Consider the following 15,777-nt stretch of genomic DNA (forward strand, 5'->3'; position numbering starts at 1 on the left):
AGGGCACCTTTATTCTAACGGCAAACTCATGCCGGTGTGTGCCAAGCTAATCCCTTCCAGAAGCCCATAGTTGCGTGTGACATCCACATCATGGGACATATGTGTAAACACTGTGCTTTCGGGTTTAAGCCTTCCTATAAGCTCCTGAGCCTCCAGCATGTCATATACGGAACGGGTGGCATACTCGGCCTCCTCATGATAAAAACTCGTTCCCAGGACGAGCAAATTCAGATTGTGCAAGGGCAGAATTTCCACCTCATTCAATCCAATCGAATCCGAACAGTAAGCCCACGAGAAGCCGTCCTTTTCCAGACGATAAGCGTAGGCATATCCGTTCTTCCCGTGATTCACACGCCATCCCCGGATATTCCATCCGCCAAGTTGGGCTCCCTGGTCTACTGGAATAAGATCCAAGTTTCCAGAGAGCCAGGAAAATTGACGCAAGATCGTGTCAATCACTTCCTGTGGCGCGTACAAGCGACCTCTGTTCCCAGTCCAGCGACAGGCATCTGCCCATTCTGGTAATCCTCCAATATGGTCAAAATGTGCATGTGTCACAAGGATCGTAGGGATATAACGCAGACCGCGCAATTCTAGCTGTCTGCACCAGTCCGGGCCACAATCAATCATAAAGTCCTCCGTCTCGCTTTCGATCAGCACAGACGATCTCAATCTTACATTCGCCCCTGTCGTGCGAGCTTCTGTGCATACGAGACAATCACAATATACACGCGGAACCCCCATTGCATCCCCCGTGCCAAGAAAAATAAGCCGATTCATGGTTTAACTCCTATCTATATGGGTCTTTTTACTACTATTATAACGAACAGACCGATTCTACGTAAATCATCTGCGTAAATCCTTCCAGCGTCCAACGCCAAAAGGAGCATGCCCAAAGCCGTGAAATCCGGCTAGACATCCCCTCATGCGTGATCGTATTTATTTTTAGATGATGATAGGCATTGGATCTTCCTTCAGGCGGTTTTCCACCATCCAGCTGGACTGGTCATTATAGAGATAGGCTCGATGCACCAACACTCGCACCTGCTGACCAGGTTCCAGCGTAGACTTCTCCAGTGAGCGGTATGTCATGAGACGATGATCCCCGACCTGTACTTCAACCATCCACTCACTTCCACGAAAATGCAAATGCTTCACTATGCCTTCCTCGGTCGCCGACAGAAGCGTAAATTCCTCGCTTGGCCCGACATCAATATACTCCGGACGGATCAAGGCACGTGTTCCCACTCCAGCAGCTTCTTCGAAGCCTCTAAGACTGCCTGCCTGTTCAATCACTGTAGATTCCCCAATAAAGGAAGCCACGAACGGGGTACCCGGTTTTTTATAAATATCCCAAGGCGTTCCTTTCTGCTCCAGTCGTCCCTGATTAATCACCATAATTTCATCCGCTACTTCAATCGCCTCATCCTGATCATGGGTGACAAAAATTGAAGTAATGCCCACCCGCTCAATCAACTCTCGCAGCCAGGTGCGCAGCTCCTGACGAATCTTGGCATCAATAGCCGCAAAAGGCTCATCCAGCAGCAACAGTTGAGGCTCTGGTGCCAAAGCACGCGCAAAAGCAACCCGCTGTCGTTGTCCACCTGACAACTGATGCGGATAACGATGCTCAAAACCTTTGAGCCCCGTTAGTTCGACCAACTCTGTAACCCGTTCCTTGATGCGGGTTTTGGAGCTTTTTTTCACTTTCAGGCCAAAGGCAATATTGTCGTAGACGCTCATGTGCTTGAACAAAGCATAGTTTTGAAATACAAATCCGATTCCACGTTCCTGCGGGGACAGCTCGTTTACCCTTTTTCCATGAAAATGAATTTCTCCTGCATCCGGTTGCTCCAGACCCGCCAATATGCGAAGAATGGAGGTTTTCCCCCCACCGCTTGGACCGAGTAAGCCAATAAGATGGCCCGCCTGAATATCAAAAGATACGTCCTTTACTGCATGAAAATTACCGAAATGCTTGTTTAATCCTCTTACTTCCACATGCATATCCGTACACTTCCTTTCCGCTTCTGGACCTGTTCAGGCACAGCAGCAGCCTTGCTTACCGCAAAGCACGTACCTCATTTCAAACATTTAATTATTCCAATGCATATACTTTGTTTTTTCTTATGTGATACTTTATCAAAGGAAAGTAATTTTCGTCAACTCTATATATTATCTTAGGAATTAAAAGGGTAAAGTATTAAGAAGAAAGGAGATGGAGTCATTGCTGCATACTTTAGAATTATCCACTACACGGCGAGATGAAATGCGCGATATTACACGAGAGGTTGCTTCATTGATCGAAAAAAGCGGGGTACAACAAGGAACCGCACTTGTTTATTGTCCACACACGACAGCCGGCATCGCCATTAATGAAAATGCAGACCCAGATGTCAAACATGATGTGATGTTAAGACTAGATGAAGTTTATCCGTGGGAGCATCCCCAATATCGCCATATGGAGGGAAATACAGCGTCCCACTTAAAATCCATTACGACAGGCCCCTCACAAACGATCATCATCCATGATGGAAAGCTGTTGCTCGGACGATGGCAGGGACTTTATTTTTGTGAATTCGACGGACCACGCAGACGCCAATACCATGTAAAGATCATGGAGGGCTAAAGGACCGGGTAAAAAAAACAGACCATGATGTTTTCCTGCTGGATGCATCATCGTCTGTTAAATCCTTAGTCGCTTTCGCAAAGTACCGTAATGATAAGTCACCGTCATGAAGTGCATACACCCAGAAAAGCGCCCTACATGTTCATGGCTGAAGCGTGTGAATGCAGGTACGCTCATAGGTGTCTGCACAGCAGCTTTACATGTGCTAAAGCAGCGGGCCTAATTTCTTCAAATGTTAAACCGTCCTGAATATAAAAGGATACAAAGCCATGCATGGATAAAAACAGGCTTTTCGGTACCCTTGAGCAATCTTCCTCCGAGTGCCCCTGACCACTCAATTCTTGACGGATCATAGACGCAAATAGTTCCACACAACGGTTTTGCTCTGTGCGACAGTATGCAAATAGTTCTTCATCGTGCATCATGAACATAATTTCGTACTGATATGGATTTTCCAAACCAAAACGGATAAATTCCAGCATCAAGTACTCCAGTCTGCTCAAGCCATCATCAGACGTACCTGTTGCTGCTTGCAGTAGAATCCCACGCAATGTATTAAAATCTTCAATCACAATGGCATAGAACAGTTCAGCCTTCTCTTTAAAATGATAATATAACGAACCATGACTGTAACCCAGATGCTGGCCAATGCTGCGCATTGAAATCGCACGGTAGCCCTTGGTAATAAACAAGTGCCTGGCCGCTTCCAGAATCCGCCCTCTTGACAACTCCTGTTCTACTGCTCTTCTAGCCATATTATTTATTCCCCTTCAATAAAGTAAAGCTGCTCTCCCTCCGACACAAGCGATTGCCCCTGCGTCAAGTCTGTTATCCAGTTGCTGAAGGATTCCGCATCACCAGCCAGCGGCAGACAGGTTAAGGTAACTTTATCCGTAAACATTGTTTCTCCAGTGCGGATGCTGCGATTGCGTAATTCATTTTCCACTTTGCCCAACCAGGTATAATCCAATTCTACAAAAACTTCGCGATGCAGCACACGCGTAATTGCATCCCCTGCCTCGATTGCTGCAACAGCACCATCTGAATATGCGCGAATCAGACCGCCTGCTCCCAGCAAAATCCCACCAAAGTAACGGGTAACAACAATAGCGACATTTTTCAGCTTCTGGTTGCGGATCACCTCCAAAATAGGCTTTCCAGCCGTACCACTCGGTTCTCCGTCATCCGATTGCTTTTGGATTTCGTCTCTTTCCCCAATCATGTAAGCAGAACAATTATGGGTAGCGTTCCAATGCTCTTTTTTGATACGTTCTATGAAAGCAGTTGCTTCTTCCTCAGTTTGAACAGGCTGAATATGACCGATAAAACGGGATTTTCGGATCACAATTTCCTTGTTGCCGGCACCGCGTACGGTTCGGTATTGTTCCAACATACACGTATAACCTTCCTTACTTCATTTTACAAGAAAGCAGTCCCCCGCTTCTGGCAGCTGGTGAACTGCTTTCCTGTACTTTAATTAATGCTATACACTATAACACTTCTGACCGAAATCCTGTTTCGCATCAGAGATTACAGCACTCTTATTCAGACAATCTCGCTTCAAGCTCAGCTTTTTCTTTTTCGAAGCCTGGTTTGCCGAGCAGCGCAAACATGTTCTTCTTGTAAGCTTCTACGCCCGGTTGATCGAACGGATTTACGCCCAACAGGTAGCCGCTGATGCCGCAAGCTTTTTCGAAGAAATAAGCAAGATAGCCGAAAGAGTAAGGGCTCAAGTCAGGAATATTTACAATCAGGTTCGGTACTTGTCCGTCTGTGTGAGCCAGCAATGTACCTTGGAATGCTTTTTTGTTTACAAAATCCACAGTTTTGCCTGCCAGGAAATTCAGTCCGTCCAGATCATCCTCATCTGCTTCGATGGTGATGTGACTAGGTACATTTTCAACTTGGATTACCGTTTCGAAAATGTTGCGGCTGCCTTCCTGAATGAATTGTCCCATGGAGTGCAGGTCTGTCGAGAAATCAACAGAAGCAGGATAAATGCCTTTGTAATCCTTGCCTTCGCTTTCTCCGTACAACTGTTTCCACCACTCGGATACAAAATGAAGAGACGGCTCGTAGTTTACGAGAATTTCAATTGCTTTACCTTTGCGGTACAAAGCGTTACGAACGGCTGCATATTGATAAGCCTCGTTCTCAGCCACATTCGGGTTGCTGTACTCTTTGGAAGCGTCTGCCGCCCCCTGCATCATTTCCTCGATGTTAATGCCTGCAGTAGCAATCGGCAACAAGCCTACTGCTGTCAGCACGGAATAACGACCACCCACATCATCAGGAATAATGAAGGATTCGTAGCCTTCCTCGTTAGCCAGTTTTTTCAAAGCACCACGTTCTTTATCCGTCGTTGCATAAATACGCTTGCGTGCTTCTTCTTTACCGTATTTTTTCTCCAGAGCTGCACGGAATACGCGGAATGCGATAGCTGGCTCTGTTGTGGTACCTGATTTAGAAATGACGTTCACTGAGAAGTCTTTTCCTTCAATCAGTTCCAACAGATGATTTACATATGTAGAGCTGATGTTGTTGCCTGCAAAATAGATAGCTGGACCCTTGCGTTGATCTTTAGGCAGCGCATTGTAGAAAGAATGCGACAGCATTTCGATCGCAGCACGTGCTCCAAGGTAAGAACCGCCGATACCGATTACGATCAGTACTTCGGAATCGCTTTGAATTTTAGCAGCAGCCTTTTGGATGCGCGCAAACTCTTCTTTATCATAATTAGTAGGCAGGTCAATCCAACCCAAGAAATCGGAACCTACACCGGTTTGGTTGTGCAGTTGCTCATGAGCCAACTTGATAGGCTCTGCAAAATAATCAATTTCGTGCTGACCTACAAAGGAGAGTGCTTTAGTGTAATCAAAAATAACTTTTTTAGACATGTTTGGAACCTCCTGTTTGGTATTACTAAGACCATGAATACGAACATAAGGACTTAGGAATAGGATACTTTAATTTGCTGGGCCTGACAAGCTTGCGTTACCTGTGTATCCTGTGCTTGACAGCCCTTCTTGTAGATAGGGTAGCATGCCCATGCTACAATTAACTGAGATCAACCTGTTTCAATATTCAATTCAAGCCGAACTCGCAATCTGCATCGGACGGCAACTTCCAACAAGAAAGGTGATTAGCAATGAAAAACATCGGATTTATCGGACTGGGCACCATGGGCGCCCCGATGGCATCCAATCTGCTAAAGCAGGGATTCGGAGTCACAGTTTATAATCGTACCGCTTCGCGCTGCGAACCACTGGCAGAGCAAGGCGCACGTACAGCTTCAACTCCTCGTGAAGCAGCTGAAGGTCAGCACTTGGTCATTACCATGGTCAGCGATGATCACTCCATTCGTGACATCTATTACGGCGAAGACGGCGTGTTTGCCGGTCTTACGGCTGGCATGACTGTGATGGACAACAGCACGATTTCACCTGAGCTGGTCAAACAACTAGCCGCCGAAGCGGACAAGCTGGGCTGTTCCTTCATTGATGCACCCGTAACAGGCAGTAAGCCCGCCGCTGTAGACGGCACACTCGTGTTCATGGTTGGCGGTAATGCAGAAGCCATTGCGGCACAATCAGATGTTTTTGATACGTTGGGCAAAAAGGTACTTCATATGGGACCTAATGGCAGCGGAGCCGTAGCCAAGCTCGCTCATAATACGATGGTTGGTATTCATAACCTCGCTCTGGCTGAAGGCTTTGCTATCGCGGCTAAATCCGGTATCCCGGCAGACAGCTTCCTTGAATTGGTACAACTCGGATCGGCAGGCAGCAAGGCCGCTGACCTGAAAGGGCGCAAAATCATTGAACATGATTTTAGCAACCAGTTCTCACTTGCCTTGATGCTTAAGGACTTGAAGCTTGCTTCCTCACTAACAGACAGCCTGTCCATCCCTGCACCTATGTTATCCATTGCCAAAAGCTTGTTTCAAGCCGGGCAAACGCAAGGCTACGGCGACGAGGATCTATCCGCTGTCGTGAAGACATACGAAGCATGGATTGGCCGCACCATTGGTGGTCAACCTCTCGAATAAGCTGTACCTTTCTTTGTAACCATACGGCTGTGCTTGTGTACATATGGCATAGCTTTAGGGTAAGCACACTTGGCTTGAAAGCTGAGTGTGCTTACCCGTTTTGGCTTATTATTCGGGATAAGAACAGCAATAATCAGTTACACTTCGTGCTTCCAGCTTAAATGAAGACTTTGCAGGTACGTGAAAGGTTGCCGCCCCTTGTATTTCCAGCCATTCTTCAGTACCTGGAAGCAACACTCTCAAATCCCCTGCCAAAATCTCCATGATCTCACGGGAATCCGTGCCGAACTCATACGTTCCTGGCAGCATAATACCCAGTGTAACCTTACTGCCGTCACCCAGGATGACTGTACGGCTTGTAACCTGACCATCGTAATAAACGTTTGCTTTTTTAACTACGCTTACTCCATCAAACTGTGTCATTCGTTATCCCCTCATCTGCTCTCAATGGTTGAATGAATATTTGTGCATCATAACATAGATTTGATTCCAGATTCAGTATGAAAATACACACTGTATCACCGTATGCTATACACTGGAATTCAATAGTGATTTTTTTGCAAAACATCAACTGTATGAAACAAACAGCCGTAAGCCTTTCTCAGGTTACGACTGTCTGTTTTAGATGCTCTGTGTTTTATTTCAACAAAGCTTTCACACGGCTAACAACATTCTCTACTGTAAAGCCGTATTCCTTAATCACGCGGTCGCCAGGTGCGGATGCGCCGAATGTGCTGATACCGAGAATGTCGCCTTGGTCGCCAACATATTTTTCCCAGCCCAGTGGATACGCCATTTCTACAGCCAAACGAGCTTTCACTTCTGGCAGCAGAACGGAATCTTTGTATGCTTTGTCTTGTTTTTCGAACAGATCCCAGCTTGGGAAGCTGATAACACGTACTTGAATACCTTGTTCTGCCAGTGCTTCCTGAGCTTTAACAGCCAATTGTACTTCGGAGCCCGTAGCCAGAATTTGAGCAACCGGTTTGCCGTCTGCTGCATCTGCAACCACATAAGCACCGCGTTTGATACCTTCGCGTGCATGCTCAGCACTAGCAGCCAGGATTGGCAGGTTTTGACGAGTCAATACCAGAGCAACCGGGTTTTTCTTGTTTTCCAGCGTGTAAGCCCAAGCAGCAGAAGTTTCGTTACCGTCCGCCGGACGAATTACTGTCAGGTTCGGGATAATACGCAGGGAAGCCAATTGTTCGATCGGCTCATGAGTCGGACCATCTTCACCCACAGCAATACTGTCGTGAGTCAAAACGTAGGTTACAGGCAATCCCATCAGAGCTGCCAGACGAACGGCTGGACGCAGATAGTCTGTAAATACGAAGAATGTACCGCCGAATACTTTTACACCTTGGTGCAACGCCATACCGTTCATCGCAGCAGCCATACCAAATTCGCGGATACCGAAATAGATGTTACGGCCGGCGTAGTCTTCTGGCGTAAAGTTCGTCAGGTTGTTCAAATGTGTCATCGTGGAGCTCTCCAGATCGGCAGATCCGCCTGTCAAGAAAGGTACGTTTGGAGCCAATCCGTTCAGAGCATTACCAGATGCTACACGAGTCGAAACGGCTTTGTCTCCAGTCGTGTATTTCGGAAGATCACGATCCCATCCTTCTGGAAGATCGCCGTTTACAGCTGTTTCGAACTGCGCTGCCAAATCAGGGTGAGCAGCTTTGTATTTCGCGAACTGTTCATCCCATGCTTTGTTCGCCGCGATACCGCGCTCTTTTACTTTAGCAAATTGCTCGCGAACCTCTTGTGGTACGTGGAAGTCCTCTTCGTATACCCATTTGTAGAAATCTTTAGTCAGCTTGGCTTCTTCTGATCCCAGCGGGGAACCATGAGTACCACCGTGTCCGCCTTTACCTTGTTTGTTCGGGCTTCCGTAGCCGATGACTGTTTTCACTTCAATCAGCGTAGGGCGTGTCGAGTCGCCTTGCGCTTCTTCAATGGCTTTTTGGATGGCTGGAAGGTCGTTACCATCTTCTACGCGCAGTACTTGCCAGTTGTAAGCTTCAAAGCGTTTGGCAACACTTTCGGAAGAGGACAGGTTAAGCTTGCCGTCCAGTGTAATATCATTGGAATCAAACAATACAATCAGCTTACCCAGTTGTAAGCGACCAGCCAGCGAAGCAGCCTCGTGGGAAATACCTTCCATCAGATCGCCATCGCCGCAGATCGCATATGTGAAGTGATCTACAACTTTAAATTCGTCTTTATTATATGTTGCACCCAGTTGAGCTTCAGCCATTGCCATACCTACGGACATTGCGAGACCTTGTCCCAGAGGTCCAGTTGTAGCATCTACACCAGCAGTGTGCCCAAACTCAGGGTGTCCCGGTGTAAGGCTGCCCCATTGACGGAATTGTTTCAGTTCTTCCATAGGAAGATCATAGCCGCTCAGGTGCAGAAGGCTGTATAGCAACATGGAACCGTGTCCTGCGGACAATACAAAACGGTCACGGTTAACCCATGTAGGTTGATCGGGATTATGATTCATCGTTTTAGCAAAAAGTTGGTATCCCATTGGCGCGGAGCCCATCGGCATCCCAGGATGTCCCGAGTTTGCTTTCTCGATGGCGTCAATTGCCAACGTACGAATAGTTGTGATGGACAAATTGTCGATCGTGGAGTTTTCATCCTTTTGAATCGCTTGGTTCTGGTCAGTCATGGTTTGCCTCCTCATATTGTATAAAGTATGTCAATTGCATTCGGTCATACTCTCCAAATCACCGTCCGATATAGAAACGATGTCTATTGAAGTGAGTGAATCTGCTTGAATGTTTCAATATGACTTATACATTCTTAAGTATTGTACCATCTGCCGTGAAAGTTTGCCAGATCGTTTATAAAGATGATTGTGGAAATGTAGTACCGAGTCCTCATATAAATATACCCGTAATGTATTAACCTCATTTAAAAAATTATAAAATCACAAAAAAATATTATGTACTGACTGTTTATTAAGGCGAGTAACTCACATGAGGATTTTGCAAAAATCCCATAAGCGACTTCCAATGAATAAGATATAGATCGAAATGGTTTAGTTCGTCTATATCTTGCACTTCGGAGCGACTGGAGTCGAATTTTTCAAAATCCTTACATAAAAAAACAAAGCCCGTTATACAGCGGGCTTTGTTCAACAAAAAATATATACTCACAAGTTTTTTCTAAAATTTTAAGATTAGTTAAAAACGACCGTTTTGTTCTCATGAACCAGAATACGATCCTCTGCATGCCACTTCACGGCTCTTGCCAAAACGACCCGCTCTATGGTGCGACCGATCCGTTTTAGCTCATTTACATCATCTCCGTGGCTTACACGCTGCACGTCCTGCTCAATGATCGGGCCGCCGTCCAATTCTTCAGTTACATAATGCGCAGTAGCACCAATAATTTTCACACCGCGATTATAGGCTTGGGCATATGGCTTCCCACCCACGAATGCCGGCAGAAAGGAATGATGGATATTGATAATCCGGTTGCGATAATGCTCAATAAACTTGGGAGAAATAATCTGCATGTAACGGGCTAAAATGATAACGTCAATGTCTTCGCCAATGACCTCTAGTTGGCGGCGCTCCGCCTCCGGTTTGGTATCGGCTGTTACCGGAATATGGTGATACGGGATGCCAAATGATTCCACATACTCCTTCATATCCAGATGATTACTAACCACCAATGAAATATCCGCGTCCAGATCCCCTGCCTGCCATTGCCACAGCAGTTCTACCAAACAGTGATCTTCTTTAGAAACGAAAATAGCCAGTTTTTTCTTGCGGCTAACCGCAGAAATCGTCCACTCCATACGGAATTGCTCAGCAACAGCGGCAAAATCCTGCTCCAGCTGTGGCTGGGTTGCACTCAAATTCGGCAGATCAAATTCAATCCGCATAAAAAACATACCGCCGGACGGGTCCATTGTATATTGATCAGATTGAACGATATTGGCCCCATGCTCGTACAAAAAACGGGACACGGCCGCTACAATACCTGGTCCGTCTGGACAAGATACAAGCATACGCGCGCGGTTTTCATGGGCAGACAGAGTGCTATTTGGCTGATGTTTTACGTGAATTTCCATGTGGCTATTAATCCCCCTTAGCTTATACCGTCACTGGCAAATGACTGCCGGCAAACCAGGCAATCAACCGTTGATTAATGTGTTCTTCGCTCAAATCTGGAAATAGTGCTGCTTCCGTTATCATGTCATACAGACGCTCCAACGGCTCACGTGGATCGGCTTTTCTTGCTTTGGCATCATTTTTTAGCAGAGCCCAGGTGTCCAGCACAAATTTACGGACATCCACATCCTGTTTTTTGAAAAACGAATGCAATTGCTCTACCTGACCCACAAACTCATCCCCAAAGCGCTCCTTTACATTTCCGCGAAGCAAGGCAATTTCAACCTCATACATCGGACGCTGAGTTTTGGCTTCCTTACCAATCCATGGCGTCTCCAAAATAAACGGACGTCCTTGAAGTGCTTCATGATGCACCACATTATGAATGGTCTGATAGCCAATCCAGCCTGATCCGATCGGAGTATGTCGGTCTTTATGAGCGCCAACCGGATTCTTACTATCATTGATGTGAACAACTGCGATGCGGTTCAAGCCGACAATACGGTCGAATTGCTCCAATACACCGTCCAGATCATTTACGATATCATAACCCGCATCGTGAATGTGACAGGTGTCCATACAAACCGTAAGACGCTCGTTATGCTCTACTTTATCTATAATGGAGGCAATCTCCTCAAAGCTACGACCCATTTCCGTTCCTTTGCCTGCCATCGTTTCAAGCGCAATGTTAACATCTGTCTCCTTCACGCCGTTTAGTACCTCGTTCAAACCATCCGCAATACGCCCGATTCCGTATTCTGCATCCTTATCGGTAAAAGCGCCTGGATGCAGCACGATATTTTTCACACCAATCGCGTGTGTGCGTCGAATTTCCTCCTGAAGAAAGCTGACCGCAAGCTCATAGGTATTTTCTTTGTAAGAGCCAAGGTTGATGATATACGGGGCATGCACCACGATATCTTCCATTCCCTTCTCAGCCATTAACTGCTTGCCTTCCTCCAAATACATGGACTCCATCGGCTTACGACGCGTGTTTTGCGGTGCTCCCGTGTATATCATAAAGGAGCTGGACCCGTAAGAAGACGCTTCTTTTGTAGCGCTGAGCAGACCTTTGTCCGAGAAGGACACATGAGAACCAATTTTCAGCATGATCCTGATTCATCCCCTTATCCTGTTATGCTTGTCTTATTTTAATTTAATCATTTTAACGTGATTATTGAAATCAAACAACATAGCTTTTATGGCAGCTTTCTTAAATGACTCTATTAAGGGAACACGTAGATAAAGTACACATCAGAATATATGTTAGTCAAACGAGGGTAAATAAAATCATGGATTGACATCCTTAACCGTATAAAGGTACATTCATATGAAGTTTTTTTCTCAAAAAGGGTTATATTCTATAACAGATGTATTTTTTTGTGAATCGGAAGGAGAGCTGGCTCCATGAACATCATCGTATGTGGAGGAACTGGATTGGTGGGGAGTGCACTGGTCAAAAGCCTGCTAGACGACGGATACACCGTGAAAGTCGTTACCCGCAAGCCACTGGTAGGACACGAAGCGAGCCCCCGCTTGCAATATATGAGTTGGAACGAATTAAAACAAAAGCCTGAAGTACTGGAAGGCACAGATGCGGTCGTTAATTTAGCAGGCGAAACGCTGAATCAGCGCTGGACGGATAAGTCCAAACAAAGAATTCTTCAATCACGACTGCTATCTGTTGCCCGTTTGGCTCAAGCATTGAATGCTCTACAAAAAAAACCGAAAGTTATCATTCAGGCTTCGGCTGTTGCCGCCTATGGTGCATCCCTGACCGAAACATTCGATGAAACGAGCCCGCGTCGTTCGGAAGATTTTTTGTCTCAGGTGGTTGAGCAATGGGAGGAAGCCGCTAATGCCTACCCTTCTGATGCCCGTTTAATTAAGTTACGCATTAGCCTTGTGCTGGACAGAAAAAATGGGGCATTCCCACTCATGAAGATACCTTATAGCTTCGGATTCGGCGGCAAAATAGGCAGCGGTCATCAATGGATGAGCTGGATTCATATTGAGGATATCGTTCGTCTGATCACGTACTGCATCCATACGACGGAAATCGTCGGGGCAGTGAATGCTTCATCACCACATCCCTTGACGAACGACCAGTTTGGGAGGACAGTAGCTATGGTATACCACCGTCCGCATTGGTTTCCCGTTCCAGGCATTCTCGTTCAAAAACTGCTCGGTGAGATGAGCACCCTTGTCTTGGATGGCCAAAAAGTACTCCCGCACAAAGCGCTGGAGCACGGATTTAAGTTTAACTATCCTTCACTTAAGGACGCTCTAGAGGAACTCCATTCTTCCCAAAAACAGCATTGAATTCAAAAAGAGGAACTCCAGGCTGGTAGGTAGTGTCACTACCAGCTTAGGGTTCATTTTTTAAGTCAGACACAATCTATCGAGCAGACTGCAAGTTTTTAAGATGCCTCATTTTATTCTTATTAATAGTCCACTATTCATAAAGAAGGAAGCCCTAAATCTAACAGGCCTCTTCTTGACATCTATCCATATAACCTTCATTTATGATGCATTGGAGGATTTAGAAGAGTCCAACCGATAAGTATAAGAGACTCCAGCGATTTTAAAAGTGTCTCCCTCATTCAGGATGTACTCCTTATAAGGCACCATAGGCTCTCCATTCAGAGCAGTTCCGTTCGTCGAGGATAAATCCTTAACAATGTGGCTATGTTCTCCTGTAACTATGCAAAGCTCAATATGAGAACGGGAAGCTCCATCCGTATGCTCCACAAACTGGACCAATTGCGGATCTCTCCCGATGATAAAGCTGCCTGCAACGAATTGGTCTGGCTGCAACCGGATGCGCTCGGTCCCTCCACTACCTAGTGGCTTGCGTTCCAGGCAAGCAATCGGTGATTGCTGAACAGGTGAAATCTGTATCTCTTGATCTGGACGAAGCAGCATCGTTTCCTGCTTAGATGCAGCATTTAGCAGCTCCGTTACCCCGGAGAGAGACTTATAATAAGCCTCACTGGTATCACTGGCTTCCAATTCATTTCCCCGTCCCGCACCTTTCCACGATGGCTCGTGTAGGTCATAGTTTGCTGAAGTGTTCTCCCTATCTTCCGTAACTCGGTTTCCCGCGCTTTTAGATTCTGAGTTTGGAAAAGTCCATCTCCAGCTCTCCTGCCCTTGATCACTCGAATCGGAAGATTGCTTGTCTTGATGATGACGTCCCGCTACAAATCCGGTCAGCTTATCTACCTGATAACGATCATTTTTCCGCTGTGCTGAGGAAGAAGTAGTTCCTAACCATTCCGAATCCAATACAGGTACTGAATCGCTGTACATATGAGATGAAGCTCGATTGCGCTCCCATTTCCCCGTCCAGCTTATATAAGCAACAGCGGCAAGTACCAAGGTCAGCACCACGGAAATGATCAACGGTACCGTCTCTGGATGATCCAGATAAATATAACGCCACACGATGGCCGAAGCGAGCAGACATCCGAGAGTAATGTAGGTTTTATATTTTTGCAATCCAGGCTCCACATCTTCTACTTCGTTTTCTGTTACAAGCTCAGAATTCTCCTCTGGTTTCACGGACGGTTTGAGCCGATTGATCCGTTTAAGCTCCTGAATCTCCTGCAGAGTCTCCCGATGCTCTTGCCCGTATGTTCCGCCACGATCAGTATAGTTCCCCTGTGAGGTATGAGCAGATATGATAGGGTCGGCTGATGAAAAAGCTCGCCCTTCCATACTTTCTCCCTTCACGCTAGCACTCTCTGTACCAGCCTTCATTCCTTGCAATAGCAGTTCCTTTAGCAATCCCAATTCAAATTCATTTCTATCACACAGATCGAGTATGCGTTGTATATATTCTCCCTGAAGGTGGGCCACACGAGTCATTAAACGAATAACCATCTGCTTAAATTGACTGCCTGTTTGCCCTGCATACTGTAAACTGCGTAAAGGAACATAGGTTAAACTGGCGGTTTCCCTTGTACCTGAACCACTTAGAAAAATATAATCCTCGTGCAAAATAAACTGGCGGATATCTAACATATATTGCGGGCTGCGATGGAGGGCATCTGCCACTTCAAAAAGAATCCGGTAGAAATCAGAAGTCGACACGCTCCCACCTTTCCATAACTGGGAAAGCATGCGTTGCCCCGAAATATCGTAATGTAACTCTATCTGAAAATCGACTTCCTTTATTCTAAGTTCCAGCAGACCGGGAATCCGATTACCAGTCATCATGCCGGTCTGTACGGAATTTAAATCATCGGTCTTGAGCCCGTCTTCCTTGTTTAGAATCATAAATGTCCCGCCGTTCCGGGCAAAATCCCTGCTTAAACCAAACAATTCATGACCTCCTTAACAATTTCCTATCTCCGTGAGGTAGCATGATCTCCCCCAGCGGACATGTCATGGCAAGAAGTAAAGATAAGCACTGATCGCTCCCGGAATGACTGCCGTCATAAAAGGAAACCTGAGGTGCGCTTCATTTCCACCGGTCAGCGCTTTGCCGCTGCGAAATAGAAAAAATCCTCCTAAATTAAAAGCCACGCGCCGCAGTCTCATGATGGTTTCCCTCTTCCACAGCAAAATTCCTATGCCAATAATACCTGCAAAAAAAATCGAATATAAAGCTGACTGCCATGCAAAAGCGGCACCTGTCCATGCTCCAATCAAGCCGAACAGCTTTACATCTCCTGCACCAACAGCTCCCATCCAGTACAAAATCAGCATGAACCCAAATCCGGTACCCAGTCCAGCAACAGCAAATAAAAAACCGTGCCACCCTCCAAACAGAGTATTGAACACCAAGCCTACCACTATGCCGGGCAATGTAAGCTTATTAGGGATTTTCATGCTACGTAAATCCGTAACTAACGCGATCGCGAGCAGAACTCCGCATACAATATACATCCACGTCAATGCGATCTTCCCCCTTTATAAAATAGAACTAGCAGACTACCAAATCACTTTCCATCGTAGGT

Annotated in this window: 14 protein-coding genes; 3 read left to right on the forward strand and 11 right to left on the reverse strand. The window is 46.2% G+C overall.

Going from position 1 to position 15,777, the window contains the following annotated elements:
- Nucleotides 1–9 precede the first annotated feature (9 nt).
- The gene (locus tag NSS66_RS04515) at nucleotides 10–780 is read right to left on the reverse strand and encodes an MBL fold metallo-hydrolase (RefSeq protein ID WP_340958502.1); all 771 of its coding nucleotides are present in this window, start codon (nucleotides 778–780) and stop codon (nucleotides 10–12) included.
- Nucleotides 781–945: 165 nt separating this feature from the next.
- Nucleotides 946–2,007: a sulfate/molybdate ABC transporter ATP-binding protein gene (locus tag NSS66_RS04520; RefSeq protein ID WP_023987638.1), complete on the reverse strand. Its 1,062-nt coding sequence runs from the start codon at nucleotides 2,005–2,007 to the stop codon at nucleotides 946–948.
- Nucleotides 2,008–2,227: 220 nt separating this feature from the next.
- Between NSS66_RS04520 and NSS66_RS04525 the strand changes: the two genes are divergently transcribed.
- Nucleotides 2,228–2,629, forward strand: a complete 402-nt coding sequence (locus tag NSS66_RS04525; RefSeq protein ID WP_023987637.1) for a secondary thiamine-phosphate synthase enzyme YjbQ — start codon at nucleotides 2,228–2,230, stop codon at nucleotides 2,627–2,629.
- Nucleotides 2,630–2,802: 173 nt separating this feature from the next.
- Here NSS66_RS04525 and NSS66_RS04530 read toward each other — a convergent pair whose 3' ends face one another.
- The 3 genes from NSS66_RS04530 to NSS66_RS04540 all read right to left on the reverse strand — a co-directional run bounded on the left by NSS66_RS04530 (nucleotide 2,803) and on the right by NSS66_RS04540 (nucleotide 5,526).
- Nucleotides 2,803–3,384: a TetR/AcrR family transcriptional regulator gene (locus tag NSS66_RS04530; protein WP_023987636.1), complete on the reverse strand. Its 582-nt coding sequence runs from the start codon at nucleotides 3,382–3,384 to the stop codon at nucleotides 2,803–2,805.
- A gap of 5 nt (nucleotides 3,385–3,389) precedes the next feature.
- On the reverse strand, nucleotides 3,390–4,022 hold the full coding sequence (locus NSS66_RS04535; protein ID WP_023987635.1) for a YigZ family protein: 633 nt from the start codon (nucleotides 4,020–4,022) through the stop codon (nucleotides 3,390–3,392).
- A gap of 148 nt (nucleotides 4,023–4,170) precedes the next feature.
- Nucleotides 4,171–5,526 carry a glucose-6-phosphate isomerase gene (locus tag NSS66_RS04540; RefSeq protein ID WP_013369975.1) on the reverse strand — a complete coding sequence of 452 codons (1,356 nt, stop codon included), beginning with the start codon at nucleotides 5,524–5,526 and terminating at the stop codon, nucleotides 4,171–4,173.
- Nucleotides 5,527–5,777: 251 nt separating this feature from the next.
- Between NSS66_RS04540 and NSS66_RS04545 the strand changes: the two genes are divergently transcribed.
- Entirely contained in the window at nucleotides 5,778–6,677 is a 900-nt protein-coding gene (locus NSS66_RS04545; protein ID WP_023987634.1) for an NAD(P)-dependent oxidoreductase, read from the forward strand.
- Nucleotides 6,678–6,785: 108 nt separating this feature from the next.
- On the opposite strand, the gene ppnP is transcribed toward NSS66_RS04545, so the two are convergent.
- From ppnP to NSS66_RS04565, 4 genes are all read right to left on the reverse strand, one after another.
- On the reverse strand, nucleotides 6,786–7,100 hold the full coding sequence (ppnP, locus tag NSS66_RS04550) for a pyrimidine/purine nucleoside phosphorylase (RefSeq protein ID WP_340958503.1): 315 nt from the start codon (nucleotides 7,098–7,100) through the stop codon (nucleotides 6,786–6,788).
- Between the two features lie 214 nt (nucleotides 7,101–7,314).
- On the reverse strand, nucleotides 7,315–9,360 hold the full coding sequence (gene tkt, locus NSS66_RS04555) for a transketolase (protein WP_028543021.1): 2,046 nt from the start codon (nucleotides 9,358–9,360) through the stop codon (nucleotides 7,315–7,317).
- 513 nt (nucleotides 9,361–9,873) lie between these two features.
- Nucleotides 9,874–10,773, reverse strand: a complete 900-nt coding sequence (purU, locus tag NSS66_RS04560; RefSeq protein ID WP_340958504.1) for a formyltetrahydrofolate deformylase — start codon at nucleotides 10,771–10,773, stop codon at nucleotides 9,874–9,876.
- A gap of 22 nt (nucleotides 10,774–10,795) precedes the next feature.
- Nucleotides 10,796–11,923 carry a deoxyribonuclease IV gene (locus tag NSS66_RS04565; RefSeq protein WP_023987630.1) on the reverse strand — a complete coding sequence of 376 codons (1,128 nt, stop codon included), beginning with the start codon at nucleotides 11,921–11,923 and terminating at the stop codon, nucleotides 10,796–10,798.
- Between the two features lie 297 nt (nucleotides 11,924–12,220).
- Between NSS66_RS04565 and NSS66_RS04570 the strand changes: the two genes are divergently transcribed.
- On the forward strand, nucleotides 12,221–13,135 hold the full coding sequence (locus NSS66_RS04570) for a TIGR01777 family oxidoreductase (RefSeq protein ID WP_340958505.1): 915 nt from the start codon (nucleotides 12,221–12,223) through the stop codon (nucleotides 13,133–13,135).
- 201 nt (nucleotides 13,136–13,336) lie between these two features.
- Here the strand turns inward: NSS66_RS04570 and NSS66_RS04575 are convergent, their stop codons facing one another.
- Both NSS66_RS04575 and NSS66_RS04580 read right to left on the reverse strand, forming a co-directional pair.
- Complete coding sequence (locus NSS66_RS04575; RefSeq protein ID WP_028543023.1) at nucleotides 13,337–15,139, reverse strand: DUF6382 domain-containing protein; 1,803 nt, start codon at nucleotides 15,137–15,139, stop codon at nucleotides 13,337–13,339.
- 63 nt (nucleotides 15,140–15,202) lie between these two features.
- Nucleotides 15,203–15,715 carry an A24 family peptidase gene (locus NSS66_RS04580; protein ID WP_028543024.1) on the reverse strand — a complete coding sequence of 171 codons (513 nt, stop codon included), beginning with the start codon at nucleotides 15,713–15,715 and terminating at the stop codon, nucleotides 15,203–15,205.
- Nucleotides 15,716–15,777 lie beyond the last annotated feature (62 nt).

Origin of the sequence: Paenibacillus sp. FSL R10-2748 (genome assembly GCF_038005565.1) — a bacterium.
In the GTDB taxonomy this organism is placed as follows: domain Bacteria; phylum Bacillota; class Bacilli; order Paenibacillales; family Paenibacillaceae; genus Paenibacillus; species Paenibacillus polymyxa_B.